This window comes from Desulfogranum aggregans (assembly GCF_055398265.1).
Genome location: NZ_AP042447.1, coordinates 2,860,913 through 2,878,941, shown reverse-complemented (window position 1 = coordinate 2,878,941; position 18,029 = coordinate 2,860,913). Strand labels below are relative to the sequence as shown.

The following is an 18,029-nucleotide window of genomic DNA, read 5'->3' as shown; positions in this document are numbered from 1 at the left end:
GCGGCTGTTACAGGCAGTCGGGTTGGCGCCGTCATTTTAGTGGATGCTTAAGCCGAAAGGGATACTTTTAATGGTAAAGGAAAAATGAGAATGTAAATTGCGTTGTATATTTTTTGTTTATACTATCAACTGTTTGGGCTCAATATAGAAAGTGTTATGAGAGATTCTGATTACCTGCAGGGGGAACCTGTTTGACCGCCAAGGAGAGGCAGGGAAGGTGCAATCTTTGTTAGCTGGCGCTTCGCTCTTCGTCATAGAGGAGGTTGAGGTTGTGTACCAAAACCGAATCCTGGAACAGAAGCTCTCGCAGGACGGACGGATTGAACCACAGTATTTCCACCAGGCCAAGGGCGCGTACCGTCTTGTCGTTTTCTCCGGTTAATACGTTGTAAATCCCCAGGACCGATCCGGGTCCGAGAATATCCTCCACTTCTTCTTTGTCCCCCTTTTTTTTAAGCAGTTCAACCGATCCACGCACTATAACCGCCAACGACCCTTTGGTTTCTCCCTGCTGGAAAAGGATTTCTCCCTGTGCATGGATGCGATCCTCTATGGTGGAGAGCAGGCGGCTGCGGGTCGCGGGAAGCACGTTTTCCAGCCACACCGCATGCTCAAGTATTTCTCCCGGGTCCGGGGCTTCTATCTTGGTCGGCGAGTGGCGAAGTTGTTTTACCCGTTCATCGACATTTTTCAGTAACCTTTCCGCTTCAGCCGTATCCAACAGGCCTGCATCAATAAGCCCATCGATGACCCCGCGCTGCCGGTTGAGGAGCGAGCGGCAGGCGGCTCTGGTTTCCAGGGCAACAACCACTTCGGGAAAGGTTTTTCGCAGCTGTTCGATGCGAACATAGGTATCGCTCTTGTTTTTGAGGATCTCTTTTTTGACCGATTCAGCAGATTCCGCAGAAGGCGCCAGCTGTTCTATCAATTCCAGATTGGCATCCTGGGCATGGATAAATCCTCGTGCCACATCGTACCCCAGGGCCAGCCGATCAAAGGATCCTGAGAGGGCAACTTCTCGTACCAGCGGAAGTTTTTTCAGGTAGCGGAGCAGCGGGGGCTTTTCCCATAATTTTTGCAGCAGGGGGCGCGGGGTTATGGTCGGTTCGTAGTCAAGCGCCCGTTCAACAGCATCCACCAGGACATGGGTTGCCGCCCCGCCAAGCAATCCCTCCTGAAACTGGGACCAATAGTTTCTTCGCTCCGCTTCAAGTATCCGGCGTCTGAACTCATAGTCCAATTCTGTTGGCGAGGCAGGCCTGGCATCCTCTGCAGTTTGCTGGGGCGCGGTTTCTTTCAGGCTGATCTGTTGATTGATTAGGTTCCAGTCAGCGCCCTGGAAAAAGCCATCCTTTTTCAGGCGGGGAAGCAGCAGGGCCATTTCCTGTTCTATGTGGTGCTTTGCCCGGTCCACGGTGGCTTGTTTGGCAGGCGGCAAGCTGCTCAAGCCCAGCCACTGCAGGGCCAGACGCATGGTCGTGCCGTTGACCAGCAAGGTAAGCACAACGATACCGGCAGTGAGAAACAGTATCTGCTCGCCCAACTCCCTGGGCATGTGTTGATCCTGGGCAACGGTAAGTGCCAGAGCAAGGGCAACCGCCCCGCGCAGGCCGCCCCAGGAGAGGACTATGGCTTTTTTGAAGGTGATACCCAGCCCGATATGCTTCAAAATGGGGAGAAACAGCGTAATGGAAAAGGTTCTTATGAGCAGGATGCCGCCAAACAGGATGCCCAAGGCTTTCCATGACTCGGGAGCGTCCAGATGGACGCGCAGGGCAATGATCAAGCCTACCAGTAAAAAGATGATCGTGTTGGCTAAATAGGCCATCATTTCCCAGAAATGATGCAGGAAGACAGCTATCTCCGGTGAGACGCGTGTTTTGCCTATGCCTGCCAGCAGCAGGGCCAGGGCCACCACCGCCATGACCCCGGACACGTGAAAAATCGCTTCAGCCACCAGAAAGGCAAGATAAGCGACAGCCACGGAAATGGTGATCTCGACCATGGCGTCTTTGTAGACTTTGCCGATGATGGTGATCGCCAGCGCTCCAAAGGCAAGACCGATCAGCAGACCGATGCTGACATTCCACAGGAATTGCCAGCCTACCACCGAGAACAGGCCCAATGAAAGCCCCTGCTGAGTATCGTTTAAGACCAGCTGATAGAAGAGGGCAAAGAGGACGATAGCGGTGCCGTCGTTCATGAGCGATTCCCCTTCCAGCAGGGTTTCCAGCCGTTTTCGTGAGCTCAGTTCGCGGAGAAGCGCGACCACTGCTACCGGGTCGGTAGCGCTGATGAGTGAGCCGAAGAGCAGGGCCGCCGGCCAGCTCCAATCCCAGGGGAAAAAGACTTTGGCCAGGGTGGCGGTCAACAGCGTACTGACCAGCAGGCCGGGAGTGGCCATGATGGCAATCTGGAGAAAGGCCCGACGAAAGAGATGAACCTCGGTGGAAAAGGCCGACTCAAAGATAAGCGTCGGAAGAAAGAGGAACATGATCAGGTGGGGGTCGATCTGCACAACCAGCTGCAGGGTGTGACCAAGGACATGAAGATGCTGAGGGAAAACACCGCTCCGCTCGGCAAAGCCCAGAACAAGTCCAATAATCAGGAGGGCAACTGTGTAAGGGAACGCAATATTTTTCAGACTGTGCCGAAGAAGAGCGCCTGTAAAAAGAGAGGCGATAACAAAGAGGAGAATAAAAACACCTGATTGATGTTCCATAAGCTCCCTCTGTGGAGGAATTGGCTCTGGATACCCATTGCATGCGCAAGTCCAGCTTACCTGCACGGTATATGCATACCATACAACAAAACCAATCAAAGGTTGTATTTTTTCTTGGGCACTGTCTATTCTGCAGCGGCTTGGTCAAAGCTTAATAGCTTTGGCAATGGCTCAACAGGCAGCGAGAGCAACGATCCGGTAGATCAGCGGATGGCGACTCCTCATTTAATGTTGCAGGACAGGGCTCATAGCGTGATTGCCCCCAGAGAGGATTGCCAGAGGGGCGGTATACAATGGATGCGCTTACAGTGGCACTTTGTGGTGTATAGTATTGTTTTTTCTGTATTTTTTGTTGTTTCTCTGCTGTTCGGCTGTTATGACTGGTAATGGCTTAATGTGAGTTGGGTGAGTGCCCTCCCCCTGACGCTCCCTGACTTGTTGCTGAAAGGGCGACAGCCTGGCACCTGTTTCCAGGCCGTCACTGCTTCAGGTTATTGATGAAAAATATGGGGAAAAAGGAGGATTGTACTGTGAAAAGGTGGACGGTTGTCGCAGTAATCGGTTGTTTTCTCAGTTTTAGTTCTGTTGCCTGGTCCTATGATACTGACATGGCGCAAAGTTATGAAAAATTCTTTGCTTCCTGCTGTGGTGCCGGGGTCGGCAAGATGCTGCATTTTGTTAAACCTGCAGCATTTGTTAACGATATCAAAGCTGGCAAGGAGTATATAACGATAGATGTGAGAACGCCGGAAGAAACCGGTCTCTACACTATGGCGCTTCCCAGCAACCTTACGATCTCGGTCAACCACCTTTTTGAACCGGAGAATCTCGATAAAATTCCACAAGATAAGCCTGTTATGATTATCTGCAAATCAGGCGCCCGGGCAACAGCGGTGGGTACAGCCCTTCGCCACATCGGCTTTGACAACGTCTATATCCTGAAAGGCGGAATCCAGGCACTGAGCAGCTACTACGGCGCCAAACAGGCAAACCCTGCACAGGTCGCAGCCAAGTAGTCGATACGTAGTCCATGCAGCGTGTACCGCACAGGGCCACTCGCCTCTCGGAGTGGTCCTGTAATGCGAACCATTCAAGAAAGATGGAGCGTTGACCGGGGCATGATCAGCAGCGAGTGTTGCGTGTGACCGGCTTGCCGCATCTACAATCACCCTGCAGGTCGGCAGGGTGCTCCGGGAATTCCCCTGCACCGTTGCTTCTGCGCAGTAGAGCCAACCGCTCCATGACAGTACCTATGATGCCGAGACCACTAGGCTCTTGCCTCTTTCCCGAGTATTCCTAGAAGAAAGGGACTGCTCCTTGTTTTTTGTTTTTCCCGTTCGTCCCCTGTTGCAGCAAAGTATACTCCTGTTGATGAGGAGAACTCTACGGGCATAATGGTCCGTTGTCAGTGGGTGTGCTTCATCTGCTTGTTTTTATATTGAAAAATACATATTGACGTCGTGATTCCAGCCCGTAGCCGGGGAGGGACGTCAGGTGGCTGTAGGCGTGATGCAGCACGGCAACGCTTCGTATGCTGACTTTTACCGAAATGATTGATGTTCTTTTTCCGCGCAGTCATTACAGTTGACCAAAGGGTGGCATACCGCTATGACGGGATGCCTCACCGTTATCTGCGAACAGATCACCGGGAGGTATTGGACGATGAGGACAGGAACCGCAGGAAATTTGCTCTGGCTGGTAAGTGCTATATTGTCCGTCCACCTGGGGGCTGTGAGCCCGGTTTACTCCCAGCAGCCGACACCTGTCATTGTCAGCGAGGCCAGGGTCGATACCTTTTTTGATCGGTTTGAGGCCCTTGGTACCTTGAAAGCCAATGAGTCGATCACGGTTACCTCCGCTGTAACCGACACCATTACCCAAATAAATTTTGATGATGGGCAAAGGGTGGAGGCCGGTGAAATACTGGTGGAGATGACCAACAGTGAAGAGCATGCCCTTATTGCAGAAGAGCGTTCCAATCTGCTGGAGGCGGAGAAGCAGCTGGAGCGTGCAACGTTGCTTCTGAAAAAGCGGGCAGGGTCCGAGACCCTTTTGGACCAGCGGCGACGCGATTTCGAGACCGCAAAAGCGCGGCTGCTGCAGGTCGAGTCCAGGCTGCAGGATCGTTTGATCCTCGCTCCCTTTTCCGGAGTTGTCGGTTTGCGCAACATCAGCGTCGGAGCCCTGGTCGAACCGGGAGATGTGATTACCACCCTGGATGATGACCGCGTAATGAAGCTTGATTTTGCCGTGCCGGCCACGGCTCTGGCCAGTGTTGCCCCGGGGCTGGAGATACACGCACAGTCAGCCGCATTTGGCGAGCGGGTCTTCAAGGGAAAGATAGCAAGTCTTGACAGCAGGGTCGATGTTGTGACGCGCTCCATCACCGCACGCGCTCTCCTGGACAATCCGGACCGTTCCCTGCGGCCAGGAATGCTGCTCAGCGTTGAACTGCTCAGTAATTCCCGCGAGGCGGTGGTGGTTATGGAAAATGCCCTTATTGCCATTGGCAACACGGCCTTTGTTTATGTGGTCAATACCTCGACCACTCCAGCTTCCGCTGAAAAACGTCAGGTGGTTACCGGCGGCAGGCGAACAGGAGAAGTGGAGATCATCGAAGGGGTCGCGCCGGGCGAAATGGTAGTTGTACATGGGGCTATGCGTCTTCGCCCTGATGCCCCTGTGAAAATAGTGGCCGTGGATGACGGAACCCTGCCCATAGGCGAGATGCTCGGCAATCAGGAAGGGAGGTAGCGCTATGTTTCTCTCCGATCTTTCCGTCAAACGGCCTGTGCTTGCTTCGGTGGCCTCGATTCTGCTGTTGGTTTTCGGCGCCGTGTCCTTTACCCTGCTCCCCCTTCGCGAATATCCGGACATTGACCCGCCGGTGATAACCATAGAAACCATCTATCCCGGTGCTGCGGCAAGCGTAGTCGAAACCCAGGTTACCCAGCCCATTGAAGAGCGGATTGCCGGGGTGGAGGGGATAGAGTTCATTGCTTCAGCCAGTGAGGAGGGGCAGTCTTCGATAACCATTGAGTTTGTCACCGGGCGTGATGTGGATAACGCTGCCAATGACATTCGCGACCGGGTATCCGGTATTCTCGATGATTTGCCGGATGAAGCGGAAACTCCGGAAATACAGAAGGTTGATTCCAACGACGATGTCATTATGTGGCTGAATCTGGTCAGCGACAGACTCACTGTGCCGGAAATTACCGATTATGCCGACCGGTACCTGGTGGATTCCTTTTCCGTGCTCGAAGGGGTGGCCCGGGTCCGCATTGGCGGTGGCCAGCGTTTTGCTATGCGGATATGGCTCGATCGAAGCAAAATGGCAGCTCGAGAACTCACTGTTGACGATATAGAGAGCGCCCTTCGCACCGAAAACGTAGAACTGCCAGCAGGGAGCATTGAATCCCGTCAACGTATGTTTACGGTTCGCCTGAACAGGCCCTTTAATTCCGCAGCATCCTTTGGCAGGCTGGCGCTGAAGCGCAGCAGCTCGGGGTATATCGTTCGCCTTGAGGATGTGGCCCGCATTGAGCTGGGCACCGAGGAGGACCGTACCTTTTTTCGCGGCAACAGGGAGGCAATGGTTGGGCTTGGAATCATCAAGCAGTCCACCGCCAACACTATCGATGTTGCACGGGCAGCCAAACGACAGGCGGAAAAGCTGAACGCTGCCCTGCCTGAAGGAATGGCAATCAAGCAGAGTTTTGATACCTCTGTCTTTATCGAGGGGGCGATCGGTCAGGTCTATAAGACCCTGGCCATTGCCATCGGCCTTGTTGTTATCGTTATTTTTCTTTTTCTCGGCAATGTTCGGGCCACTATTGTTCCGGCGGTAACGGTTCCGGTTTCCATTGTTTCGACGTTTATTGTGCTCAAAGCCCTCGGTTTCTCAGTAAACCTGCTGACCCTGCTTGCCCTGGTGCTAGCCATCGGCCTGGTGGTGGACGATGCGATAGTGGTCCTGGAAAATATTTACCGGCGAATGGATGAAAAGGGAGAGTCGCCGCTGGTGGCGGCCTTTCATGGCTCGCGACAGGTCGGTTTTGCGGTGATCGCCACCTCCATTGTCCTGGTAGCGGTGTTTGTGCCCATCTCTTTTCTGCAGGGAGATGTGGGCAGGCTGTTTTCCGAGTTCGCTCTGACCATGGCCACGGCGGTATTCTTTTCCAGCTTTACCGCCTTGAGTCTCTCCCCCATGCTTGCCTCGAAAATATTGACACCGAGCACGGCCAGGGAAGGGGTGTCGCGTATTGAACTTTTTTACCGGGGGGTACGGAGGGTGTATAGAAGTCTCCTTGTCTTTTTTATTCGCAGGCCAGTGGCGGTGGGCCTGCTACTGGTCATAATGCTGACAGCAATTCTCTGGCTGGTCCGCACCCTCCCCGCGGAATATGCGCCCAAGGAAGACAGAGGAGCCTTTTTTGTGCTGGTCAACGGCCCCGAAGGCGCCACCTATCAGTACATGGAAGAGTACATGGATGAAATCGAGCGGAGGATGATGCCCCTGGTCGACAACGGGGAGGTCGCCCGACTGCTGGTCAGGGCTCCGCGAACCTTTTCCAACTATGAGATTTTCAATTCCGGTATTGTTATTGCCGTACTCGCCGATTGGGCAGAGCGACGGTCGGCCTGGCAGATTATGGATGAGGTGCGTGGACTGCTGGCTGGTTTACCGGGGGTCAGAGCCTTTCCGGTGATGCGTCAGGGATTTGGTGCTTCCATCCAGAAACCCCTGCAATTCGTCATTGGCGGCGGCTCATATGCGGAGCTGGTAGAGTGGCGGGATACCCTGGTGGAGCAAATCGAAAAATCCAATCCGGGGCTCATCGGTCTTGACTGGGACCACAAGGAAACCAAACCGCAGCTGCAGGTTGATGTTGCCTATGATCGGGCAGCAGAACTTGGGGTAAGGATCGGCGATATCGGCAGAACACTGGAAACCATGCTCGGTTCACGCCGGGTGACGACTTTTCTTGAGAGTGGAGAGGAATATGATGTAATCGTCGAGGGGGAGCGCGAGGAGCAGCGAACGCCTATTGACCTGACCAATATCTATGTCCGCTCGGCAAGGAGCGGAGAGCTGGTTCCACTTGCCAATCTGGTGAACCTCAGGGAATTTGCCGATGCCAACAGTCTCAACAGGTATAATCGAGTCCGAGCCATCACCCTGCAGGCCAACCTTGCTGATGATCTTGCCCTGGGCGAGGCATTAACGTATATGGAAGAGTTGGCTCGGGTACACCTGCCGGAAAAGGTGATCATCGATTACAAGGGACAATCGCGCGACTATAAAAACTCTGCCCAGTCAGTCCTGTTTATTTTTCTGCTTGGTCTGGTGGTTGTTTTTCTCGTGTTGTCAGCTCAGTTTGAAAGCTTCCTGACGCCCCTGGTGATCATGTTGACGGTCCCCCTGTCCTTTGCCGGGGGGTTGCTGGGGTTGTACCTGACCGGCAACACGCTGAACCTGTACAGTCAGATAGGCCTGGTCATGCTCATCGGCCTGGCGGCCAAAAACGGTATCCTCATTGTTGAGTTCATCAATCAACTGCGCGTGGAAGGTCGATCCTTTTATCATGCCGTCCTGCTGGCCTCGGAGATTCGCCTGCGGCCTATTTTTATGACCGGCATTACCACCGCTGCCGGAGCGTTACCGCTTATCATCTCTTTTGGGGCCGGAGCTGAAACCCGCATGGTTATCGGCATCGTTGTTCTTACCGGGGTGCTTTCGGCAACGCTCTTCACCATCTTTGTCGTACCCGTAACCTACTGTCTGCTTGCTCGAAAAAGCGAAGTGCCCGGCTCAAGTGCCCGGCGCCTTGAAAAGTACCAGGGAAGCGGGAAGGAATTTGTCCACGATGATTGATGAACGCGCGGCCCATGGCAGGGGCGTGTAACGTACAGGCGGAGGAAGTCGGAGAAATACCCATCAACCAATCACAGGAGTGAAATGTTTCGACAAAAAGAATGGCAATTTTCAGGGCAATCCGGTGAACAGTACAGTTTCAATCTCTGCTCCAAATCCGATGAATTACCGGTAGGCGGAGGGATATATATTGCGGCATATACGCATCCCCGCGGTCATAGGGCCGGGTTTCAGGTCAATGTCCTGCGCCTGGGAGCCGTGGAAAACCTCCGGTCGGCCATGGCCGCTCTGCGGGACGATGCCTGCCTGCAGGAGGAATGCTGGAACTGCATCTTTATCCTTGAGCTTGCAGCATCCGACCGGCGGCAGGCGTGCTTTGAAGATCTTGTGAAAGAGCATCCCGGACCTTGTTAATGCATATCAGGGAAAAGGTACACATTCTCCTTGTGTTAGGGTGTGCGGTGGTTACTTTACTGAGAGTAACATGAGCACGTTTTTCTCGTTTCCAGTGATCAGCAGACGGTATATTCCATGACAGAACAGAAGAATGTATTAGGTACGCCGCTGCAGACCTGCAGCCTTGATCCGTTGACCGGATTTACGCGGGAGGGAAGTTGCAGCGTTATTGAAGAGGATACAGGCGTTCATGGCGTGTGTGTGGTGGTTACTCGCGAGTTCCTCGAGTTCACGAAAAGGATGGGTAACGACCTGTCCACCCCCATGCCCATCTATAATTTTCCTGGTCTGCAGCCGGGCGACAGATGGTGTCTGTGCGCAGCCCGATGGAAGGAGGCGTTGGAGCATGATCTGGCGCCGCCGGTGGATCTGATGGCGACCCATGAGGCGGTGCTCGAGTATGCAACGCTGGAGGAGTTGCTCGAGCACTCCATCGGCAGTGAGCAGTAGGTCAACAAACAGTCTCCGTCTACGTGGCCACTGGTGTTCCTGCACCCCTGCTTAGTCGGAAGAAGTGATGGGGAAATCTTGCAGCGAGCGAGCACGCACCCGGAAACCCTCCAGTCGATTTTTCTCGCAAGGGTCAGGTTCAGCAACGGCCTGCACAACCAAGTCAATAACGGCGCCGATACAGCGGTGCGCGCCAAGGTTGTTCATTACATCCATACCCACGTTAGTGTTCAGTAAGACCGAGCTGTTGTAGTACGTTCGAATGCTCATGGATTCGGCGCTCGGCAAAGAAAACCACCAGGAGGAGATCATGAAACGCGTTATCGGTTGTTTGAGCGGTGTGCTGTCTTTGTTCATCTGCTGCGGATCATCTTATGCGCTGGATGCCATACTCAGCGCCGGTGAAATTACCGCCCTGCTGACAGATACGACCATGCAGGTGACAGAGGCAAAAAAAGAGAAGAAAACAGGACGAGTTATCAGCTATCAGGCCTACTTTTCCGATGCCGGGGCTATCCGCACCCAGCACCCGGACGGAACAAGCGAATCTTTCAGTTGGTCGGTGAACAGCGATGACTCCCTGTGCGTTCTCAACAACATCCGTTTATGGGGAAGTGGCCCATTCTGCGGGTATCTTCTCAAGGATAATCAGGGAGGGTACCGGCTTTATCCGTTGCAACCGGTTTCCTCTGAGAAAAACAAAAAGTATGTCAGTGTCAAAAAAGGAGAGCACGTGCTGACCTTGTCGGGGCTGCGAAAGGGCAATCATCTGTAGGCAGGTAATACCTCTGCATTCAGAGCAATGCAGGAGGAGGGGACATGGCAGGCGACACCCTGCGAATCATGATTTCCAGTCAGGTTGAGGCCCGGGTCTTTGATCCTCCGGTCAGTCTGCGCAATCTGCGCAATCGGCTGAAAGACTACATTGAGCAGCAGCTTACCCTCGGCGGGAGGCAGGTGTTTGACGTCTGGCTCTGTGAGCAGGATGTGGGCAGCAGCATCGACAGCTGGTGGCAGACCTCCAGAGACGAAGTGCGTCAGGCCGACCTGGTGCTGGTGCTGTATACCGGTGAGGCGGGAACCAGGGTCAAGGAAAACGGTTTGGGGATATGCCATGCAGAGCTGTATGAGGCGGCGCAGTTTTCACGGGAAAAGGTGCTGCCGGTTATTGCTTTGGGGGACCCCGTTCGTTCGCGCAAAAAGGCGGATAAGGCCTTCCAGCAATATGTGGAGGAATTGAAGCCCTGGCCCAACCAGCCTGCCAACGAAACGGAGCTGCACCTGATCTGTGCGCAGGTTTTGGCCAAAAGCATTGTCAAGCTTGTGAAAAAAGGGGTGAGGCGACGCAGGGGAGCCAGCTTTGATGTGGGGAATGCCCTTGACTGGTCCAAGTTGGATTTTGTTGAGCGCAAGCAGAAGATAGAGGCGGTGCTGCTGGAATATTTCGTCACTGGCGGCGGAAAAGTCTGTTCTGCTCCCGCTGCAAACGGCATGCAGGCCGTGGTTGCCGCACTCGATGGCCAGCAGGTACTCTGGTGTGTCCATGCCATCCCGGCTGCAGCTTCCCAGGCTGCGGCACGTGAAATGGTGGGGCAGCCTTTCCTGCATGATCACCTGATGGTTCCACTTCTCCAGCAGCATGGTTGTGCAGGCCCGGTCCATCTTGTCGGCTGCCACAAGGGAATAACCGAATCCCAGGCCCTGAAGATGCTCGGGGTTATCGACTGTACCGTGGTGAAGACCGAATTCGGGCTCTACCTGGCTGACAGGGTACAGCAGATACAGATGCTGTTTCTTGCTCACTGCCGTGACCTGACCTCCACCCGGTCCGCCTTGACTGAGCTGTTCCAGTGGGTTGACCTGGCTGAAGAAGATGAAGACATTGTACGTACAGCTCGATCACGGACAGCCATACTGCAGGTCATTGCCCGGGAGTTGCATCAATCGACGGGCTGAAAATCAACCTGCGGATACGAGTTTGTCCCGGCCATTGTGAGGAGGAGCACCATGCAGATTATCGATGAGGCAATCCTGCGTATTCTTTCCATGGACGGTAGTCGGAAGGGGTGGGAAAGGGATCTTGAACGGCTGGAGCAGGGCGATGCCACCTTGACCCGGCGTTCAGCCGGAGAAGCGGCGATCATGGCCGTGCAGCGGATGCTGGTTTTTCTGGGCTATTCCACCGCTTCCTCGGGAGCCTTTTTGATCGATGGCGATTTCGGGAGAGGGACCAACCGCGGGGTGGCCCAGTTCCAGGTCGAACACGGCCTTAACCCACTGGTCAATCGTGATCAGCTCTGTTATCCGTGCACCTACAATACGGCGCGCAGCAGGATCGTGTCCATACCCGATGTTCGGCTTGATCCGCCGACCCTGGAACACATGGCAGAGGCGACCCGCACGGCCATCAACCAGGGAAACATCCCCTTTGGGGATCTTGAGCACGCCCTGTTTCACCTCAACAGTCTCCAGCGGGGCATGCTGCTTGATTGCCGGCAAATTGTCCAACGTTACGGACCATCTACGCACAAGGCTGTAGAACGAATAGAGAGGGAGAAGGGTATACGTATTCATTCTTCATGGATATTGGCCATTATCAAGCAGGAGACCTCGGGCATTGCCAGGCCGCGGTTTGAGCAGCATAAGCTCTCCCGCTTTAACGAAAAATACCCGCAAATGGAGCTTGATGAGTTGCGGGTTCGGTCAATGAGCATCGGGCTGGGGCAGATCATGGGCTTTAACTATAAACGCGTCGGTGCTGCTTCGGCACGTGCGATGCTCTACAGTCCGGTGGAAGAGCAGGTCCTCTTTGTTGCCCGCTTTATTGCCGCCAAACCCAAAGTGGTGACCACTGTCCAGCCGACAGCGGAGGATTTTGCCGTTATGGCCAGGTATTATAACGGACCTGCCTATGCCAAGCATTTCTACCATGAACGGCTGCAGCGATGGTTCCGGGAGTTTGAGTACCTCCGGAGCATGGCCTGAATCCATGCCCCGGAGCAGGCGGTTTTAGAGGATTTTTTGCAACTGCTGGCCCAGGTGCTGCAACTCCTTGCTCTGAGGCAGGTGCATACAGGTACTCAGTTCAGCAAGAAATTCGGTATGCTCGACTACTGATTGCATCTGCCGGGGAGAGGAAGCAACCCTGGCAATTGCTTCGTACTTTGCCGCAAGGTCTTTGCGTGTATCGGACGTCAGCCTTCCCTCAATGAGCATTAACATAAGGGTGCAGTCGGTTGCGGTGACTGCTTCCCAGAAATGTTCCTGGTTGAGTTCCGGAACCATATTGGCCTGTTTGGCCTCCAGGAGCAGGCCGACAGGGTCCTTCAGCTGGTGGGGGCCGGTATCGTCCTGGAGCAGCCAGCCAGCGGCCAGAGCGTTGATCAGGGGATAGGCATAGGGTCCAGCACCGCTTGAGGCGGCACGCATGTAGGCGTCCTGGTAGAACGACTGCATCCGGGCGAGGCCTTTCCTGGCGGCCTCGGTGTCCCTGTTTGCAGCGTGCACCTGGGCGAGTCGCTTGTAGGCGCTGCCCAGGAGTGCCAGTCGTTCGACGTTTTTCTTGAACGAGTCGTTGAGTGTCTGCAGCAGGGTGATGGCTGCATCAATCAGGGCTTTTGCCTCCTTCTTCTCACCACTGCGATTGAGTTCCACAGCCAGCCGGCATTGAAAGTTGGCCAGCTGTTCTGCACAACGGATATAGGCAAAGGCCTTTTCCGCCTGCAGCGCTTTGGTGTAAAAGTCGATGGCTTTGCGGTATCTGCCGAGTTCCCCCCAGGCCTCGCCGGCAGCGGCAAGCAGCCGGGCATCCTTTGCATAGCCTTCAGGCAGGTTTTCAAGGATCTGCCCGATTCTGGCAGTCAATGAGGAGATGTCGCCAGCCGTGGCAGTGGCAGCGTCCTGGGCAATGTTCTGCAGGGCGATGATGTATTCAGCCAAGGAGACAAAAGACGTCGGAGGCGCGGATTTTCTCGGTCCAGTGAGGCCGGTGAGGCGAAAGTCCGGGTCACCGTAGCACTGGTAGGCGCCCCAGGTGTTGACCGATGGGTGGAGGCAGTAGGTTGTTTCACGGGCCTGTTTCACCGCATCGCCAAAACATTCACCCTGGAGAAAACGTGAATAAAAGGTGGTGGCAAAGGTGAGCGCTGCCTCGTCGTCAACGGCCCAGCCTGCAGCAATTACCGCTTTGACCCCCTGCTGGATGAATTGGGTGGCCAGGTTGGCGGCCAGGCGATAGCGTTGCCCTGCATAGCGGGTTTGTCCGCTCTTAATTTTGCCCAGATGGCAGCAGTTGATAAAAACAAAAGAGGGGGTATAGGGCAGTTGCCGAATCTCGGTGGGCGTAAGGAACAGGTCCTGACCGATGAGCATCCCGGTTCTCGGTTCGTTCCCCTTGCGGACCGGACCGGCTGCTGATGCCACGGTGGTGCCTGGGAGGTCGAAATCAACTACCCCGTGCCCGGCAAGATGGAGGATACCGTATTTGCCGGTGAGCAGGCTGGTGAGGATGGCAGTTCCTGACTCGCGAATGAGCAGGTCGGAAACCTCTACATGTTTTTCTCCAAGGAGGGTTGCCACTGCTCTGGCTTCTTTACGGGCCCCCGGAAGGTCGGAGAAGAGGCTTCGTTCCCCGGCATAGGGATCGCCGATGACCAGCGCGTTGAGGGTCGTACAGACGGTTGCCGGAGTAACGTTGGTTGTCGTCAGTTGACGGATCATGCCAGCCTTGATCGCCAGAGGCTCGTTTCCCTCTCTTCCCGCGTATTCGAGGAGTTCCCACGGGTAAGCTGCCGCTTCCTTGTTCACTACCAGCATTAATCGCTGGTTATCGGCAGCATGGCCTTTCAGTTCCGGCGGTACGAGCAGCTCGAACAGCACTCGGCCCGCCTGATTGTTGGCGGAGGTATGGGTGGTTATCTGCTGCAGAAAAGGTTCAATGGACTGCCGCTGAATGGCTTGGGTTCGTATATCGGCCCGGGCCATTTTACCCATAACCGTGTACTTCAGTCCGCCATCGGGGGTGGACTCAATACGCAGTCGCTCCCACCAGTTGATGTCTTCCCCGAAATAGGCGCGGCATCGACCGCCATTGCCGGCAGTAAGGAGGGGGGCTGCTACAACCGTGCCGTCGAATTCTGCTGAAGCGGCAATACCCAGGAGGGCGTACTGGGCTTCAATGGCTGCGTCCTGTTGTAGTTCCAGGAACTGCAGGCGAGCGACGGTATAATCGGGGTTGTTTGTCTCCCCGGCGAGCAGCCTGTTAGCATCTGTTACTCCCCGTATCAGGCAGGCAACGGTATCTTTGACCGACAGACCGCCGGCGCCGGTTCCGATGAGCAGGCTGGAGAGCGTAATCGGCTCATCCTCGGCGAAACTCCCTGTCTCCTTGCCGATGAGCACATAGCGAATGACGGCATCGCGAAAGGTATTGGTGAGTTTGCCGGGAGTCAGCTGACCAACCTCTCCCAGGCCGACCACCACCACGCCTGGAAACTGTTGGGCGGAAGGGTTGAACAGGACTTCGCTGGTCATCAGTTGGCCCGGATAGACCCCCCGCTGCTGGCGATGGCGCAGGCGGTGATCAAGGAGCTCGTCAAGTACCGCCTCTGCACTGACGATGGTGTCCCCTGCGTAGTGGCCGACGGCAAGGGGTGAAGTGGCAAATCGGAGGTTACCGTGGACAACGCTGACCTGCAGCTGCGGCAGACCGGGCCCTTTGGCAGCAGGCCGGTGAGGGGCCTTGCCGAGTGCGGCGGCAATAAGCTGGTCGTCACCGGGAAAGATATCCACATGGTCCGGCGGCAGGAGGCGTTCTTTTTCCGCCTCCCTGGAGACGGGCGGCTGGGTGGCCAGCTGGCGGGTGAACCCGGTATCGAGAATTTCCTGAAAGGCACCAAAGGCCGAACGATGGTCTGGAATGTCACCATGCACCGCATTGACGAACCAGCACCTGATACCTTCAGGGATTCCGGTTGCCCAGGGAACCTGTCCATCCCCGCGGTCGGTCGCGGAGAAGACAATCTTTGCTGTTTCGGCATCGCTGTCATCGATCTGCACCCCGATCGGGGTGGCCGGGGCGCGGCCGGCAACATAAAAGATCCTCTCCGGATCAAGGGTGACCTCCATGAGTTTGTTCCAGGTGGCTTGTGCCTGCTTGAGTATTGCCTTGGTCGGTCGTTTCCACTTGCCTCCAAGCACTCTGCCAAATTCTTCCCATAGAGCATCGGCAACGGCGATCTTTCCCTGATCGTCAATGGGCAGCAGCTCACAGACACCCGGAAACTTGCGTATGATGTCGAGCAGTTCATCCTGATCGTGGTGCAGGTCGGCCAGGGCCAGCATGCGGATTAACCGTTCCTGGCGGGCAAAGATGCGCGGGATCGAGTAGGAACCCCTGATCGGGGTGCCGAGGAGCAGCACCCGGGAGCCGTCTCGTTGCTGCATGCGTTCCCACACTTGCGGGCACTCCGCCATCATCGCCCTGGTGACCAGTCCGCCCATGGAATGGGCGACGATACGTACCGGCTGATCGCTGTTGCGCAGCCGCTCATCCACCATTCCTCCCAGGTCCCTGCCGGCCTCCAGCAATGATTTGCGCCAGTCATAGGCAAAGGGGATCACATAGTGTTGTTGTCCCAGGTAATCGATCAGGTCGCCGTAGGCCTTGGCCACCGGCGACTGGGCGGCCACATGGGCAGCCTTGATATTGAGTTCGCTGAAGCGGCCGCGAACAAGGTCGAAAAAATCTATCCATACCCGGTTTCCGTCCACTGCCAGGTGACTGCCGGTAATACCGGGCAGGACAAAGACCGCTGGCACCTGATCAGGTTGTTTGCCCATAGGCAGGGTCCGGGCAATTTCCACTGCCTTCTGCAGCTCGAGCCGGAACCCGGCAGGCGGCAGGGCCTGGTCGGTGAGGCCGGCGAACAGGCCCTTGCGGGTTCGCTCATTGGTAAAGTAGCGGAAATGATTGATTGCTTTGCCCTGGTCAAAGAGGATGGGGATGGCGTGCTCTCGCCGGGCCCCGCCATCCATGGACGGGGTATTGACCACCAGGTCATGGTCACTTTCGTAAAATCGATCAAGGAAGAATATGCTTATTTTCTTGAGGATGCCGGTGGGCTCGATATCTCCTTTGATGACCGCCAGGTGGGCGGCGACGCTTTCCGGAGCGGAATTGAGCATGGCGATAAAAGGAGAGCCCGGCATCTGCGCCTCAAGACCGGGAAGGTGTTCAGGCTCGGTCCGCTCCTTGGCCACTGCCAGGACAAAGGCCTTGAGCAGATCATAGATCGGACTTGCCTTCAATGCCGGTATAAGGCCAATCACGTTCAGTATCCCGGAAAGGTACACATCCAGCTTGCCGCTGGCCAGAGTGGTTCCCCGAGCCGGACAGGCCACGCGCACAAAGCGCTCAATCACCGGTTTTTTTTCCAGCATCAGTGCATTGAGTTTGCGCAGCTGCTGTTGGTGATGACTGTAGTCCTTGCGGAGAATGTCCAGCAGGCCGGCCAGGCCGCTGGTCAGCTGGGGATCAAACAGGGCGATATCATCCTCGGTAAAGGGGTCGCGGTTATTTTTGAACTGAGCCCGGCAGAGGAGTTCGCCGACCAGGCCCCCCCTGGAGTGGCTGACCAGGTGAAGACGACAGCCGACCGGCAGCTTGTTGAGCAGATCAATGAGGTTGTCGATGGGACTGTTGGTCAGGGTGCGGTGCTCCAGGGCATAGATACGATCACCATAGTGGCCCCGCAGGTCCTGCCAGATGGTATCGTTGCTGTCGGTGTCGGTCCACAGCTCGGAGAAACTCCCCTGGGTGCTGGATGCGGTCCCATGGATGAAGAGCAGTAGCGGTTGGGTGGTGGGGATATTTTCTGTCAGGGCCGGCTGCAGGGAGACCTTGTCCGCAGCTTCAGCGGTAGCTGTGGTGAGATGGTAGAGAACATCCGGCCCGACTAACTGTTCCTCTATCTTTTCCGCGATCTTGCGGGCGGCAAGTCCGCCGGCCTTGCTCCCGGCAGCGTCCAGCAGTTTGCCCTTGATATCGAGCGCCTTGATTGATTTGACCAGCAGTCCCTCTTCCCCGCGGGTCCGCTGATTACTGAAACTGATCCGCTCTGGCAAGCGAAAGGACGTCTCTCCATCACCCCGTGCCCGTTCCGGAAGAAGGTCTTCTTTGAGCCGCTGGACAGTGGTGTACAGCACCAGGTTGTCCTCCATGGCCAGTTCGACCACTTCTTCGTCGTTCAAGCTGATCTCCACCGCCTCCTCGGCGGAACGGAATTGCCCGATAGTGACGGCAGCTTCGGCTTTGGGGGTGGCCTGCAGGATTGCCGCTGCCCCCTTATCCGCGATGAGTCCCTCTTCAGGAGATACCGTAATGGGTTGACCTTTGGCGATGAAGGTTGCCTGTGCAGTTGAATCGGCCATGCTGCCCCCCTTGAGCAAGAGATATGTTCAATTACTGTTTAGCGACGGTTGTTCATGCAGTGTCTCTGGATGAGGTGAAACGTGGATAAAAGA

At 55.6% G+C, this 18,029-nt stretch carries 11 protein-coding genes; 8 read left to right on the top strand and 3 right to left on the bottom strand.

Annotated features, from left to right (window positions below; translation table 11 throughout):
- Positions 1–229 precede the first annotated feature (229 nt).
- Positions 230–2,722, bottom strand: coding sequence for a cation:proton antiporter (locus tag ACZ52Z_RS12635; protein WP_464267141.1), 2,493 nt, complete (start codon positions 2,720–2,722; stop codon positions 230–232).
- A 530-nt stretch (positions 2,723–3,252) separates the two neighbouring features.
- Here ACZ52Z_RS12635 and ACZ52Z_RS12630 point away from each other — a divergent pair.
- The 5 genes from ACZ52Z_RS12630 (at position 3,253) to ACZ52Z_RS12610 (ending at position 9,506) form a co-directional block, all read left to right on the top strand.
- A complete protein-coding gene (locus ACZ52Z_RS12630; RefSeq protein ID WP_464267140.1) occupies positions 3,253–3,738 on the top strand; it encodes a rhodanese-like domain-containing protein in 486 nt (161 codons plus the stop codon).
- 646 nt (positions 3,739–4,384) lie between these two features.
- On the top strand, positions 4,385–5,476 hold the full coding sequence (locus ACZ52Z_RS12625) for an efflux RND transporter periplasmic adaptor subunit (protein ID WP_464267139.1): 1,092 nt from the start codon (positions 4,385–4,387) through the stop codon (positions 5,474–5,476).
- Positions 5,477–5,480: 4 nt separating this feature from the next.
- Positions 5,481–8,600, top strand: a complete 3,120-nt coding sequence (locus ACZ52Z_RS12620; RefSeq protein WP_464267138.1) for an efflux RND transporter permease subunit — start codon at positions 5,481–5,483, stop codon at positions 8,598–8,600.
- Between the two features lie 84 nt (positions 8,601–8,684).
- The gene (locus ACZ52Z_RS12615) at positions 8,685–9,014 is read left to right on the top strand and encodes a hypothetical protein (protein ID WP_464267137.1); all 330 of its coding nucleotides are present in this window, start codon (positions 8,685–8,687) and stop codon (positions 9,012–9,014) included.
- Positions 9,015–9,131: 117 nt separating this feature from the next.
- Positions 9,132–9,506, top strand: a complete 375-nt coding sequence (locus ACZ52Z_RS12610) for a DUF2237 family protein (RefSeq protein ID WP_464267136.1) — start codon at positions 9,132–9,134, stop codon at positions 9,504–9,506.
- Positions 9,507–9,557: 51 nt separating this feature from the next.
- Here ACZ52Z_RS12610 and ACZ52Z_RS12605 read toward each other — a convergent pair whose 3' ends face one another.
- On the bottom strand, positions 9,558–9,776 hold the full coding sequence (locus ACZ52Z_RS12605) for a hypothetical protein (protein ID WP_464267135.1): 219 nt from the start codon (positions 9,774–9,776) through the stop codon (positions 9,558–9,560).
- A gap of 40 nt (positions 9,777–9,816) precedes the next feature.
- Between ACZ52Z_RS12605 and ACZ52Z_RS12600 the strand changes: the two genes are divergently transcribed.
- The 3 genes from ACZ52Z_RS12600 to ACZ52Z_RS12590 are packed head-to-tail and all read left to right on the top strand — an operon-like array spanning position 9,817 to position 12,491.
- Positions 9,817–10,281 carry a hypothetical protein gene (locus ACZ52Z_RS12600; RefSeq protein ID WP_464267134.1) on the top strand — a complete coding sequence of 155 codons (465 nt, stop codon included), beginning with the start codon at positions 9,817–9,819 and terminating at the stop codon, positions 10,279–10,281.
- Between the two features lie 44 nt (positions 10,282–10,325).
- Entirely contained in the window at positions 10,326–11,462 is a 1,137-nt protein-coding gene (locus ACZ52Z_RS12595; protein ID WP_464267133.1) for a ubiquitin family protein, read from the top strand.
- A gap of 51 nt (positions 11,463–11,513) precedes the next feature.
- Positions 11,514–12,491: an N-acetylmuramidase domain-containing protein gene (locus ACZ52Z_RS12590; RefSeq protein WP_464267132.1), complete on the top strand. Its 978-nt coding sequence runs from the start codon at positions 11,514–11,516 to the stop codon at positions 12,489–12,491.
- 24 nt (positions 12,492–12,515) lie between these two features.
- Here ACZ52Z_RS12590 and ACZ52Z_RS12585 read toward each other — a convergent pair whose 3' ends face one another.
- Entirely contained in the window at positions 12,516–17,936 is a 5,421-nt protein-coding gene (locus ACZ52Z_RS12585) for a DUF7379 domain-containing protein (RefSeq protein ID WP_464267131.1), read from the bottom strand.
- Positions 17,937–18,029 lie beyond the last annotated feature (93 nt).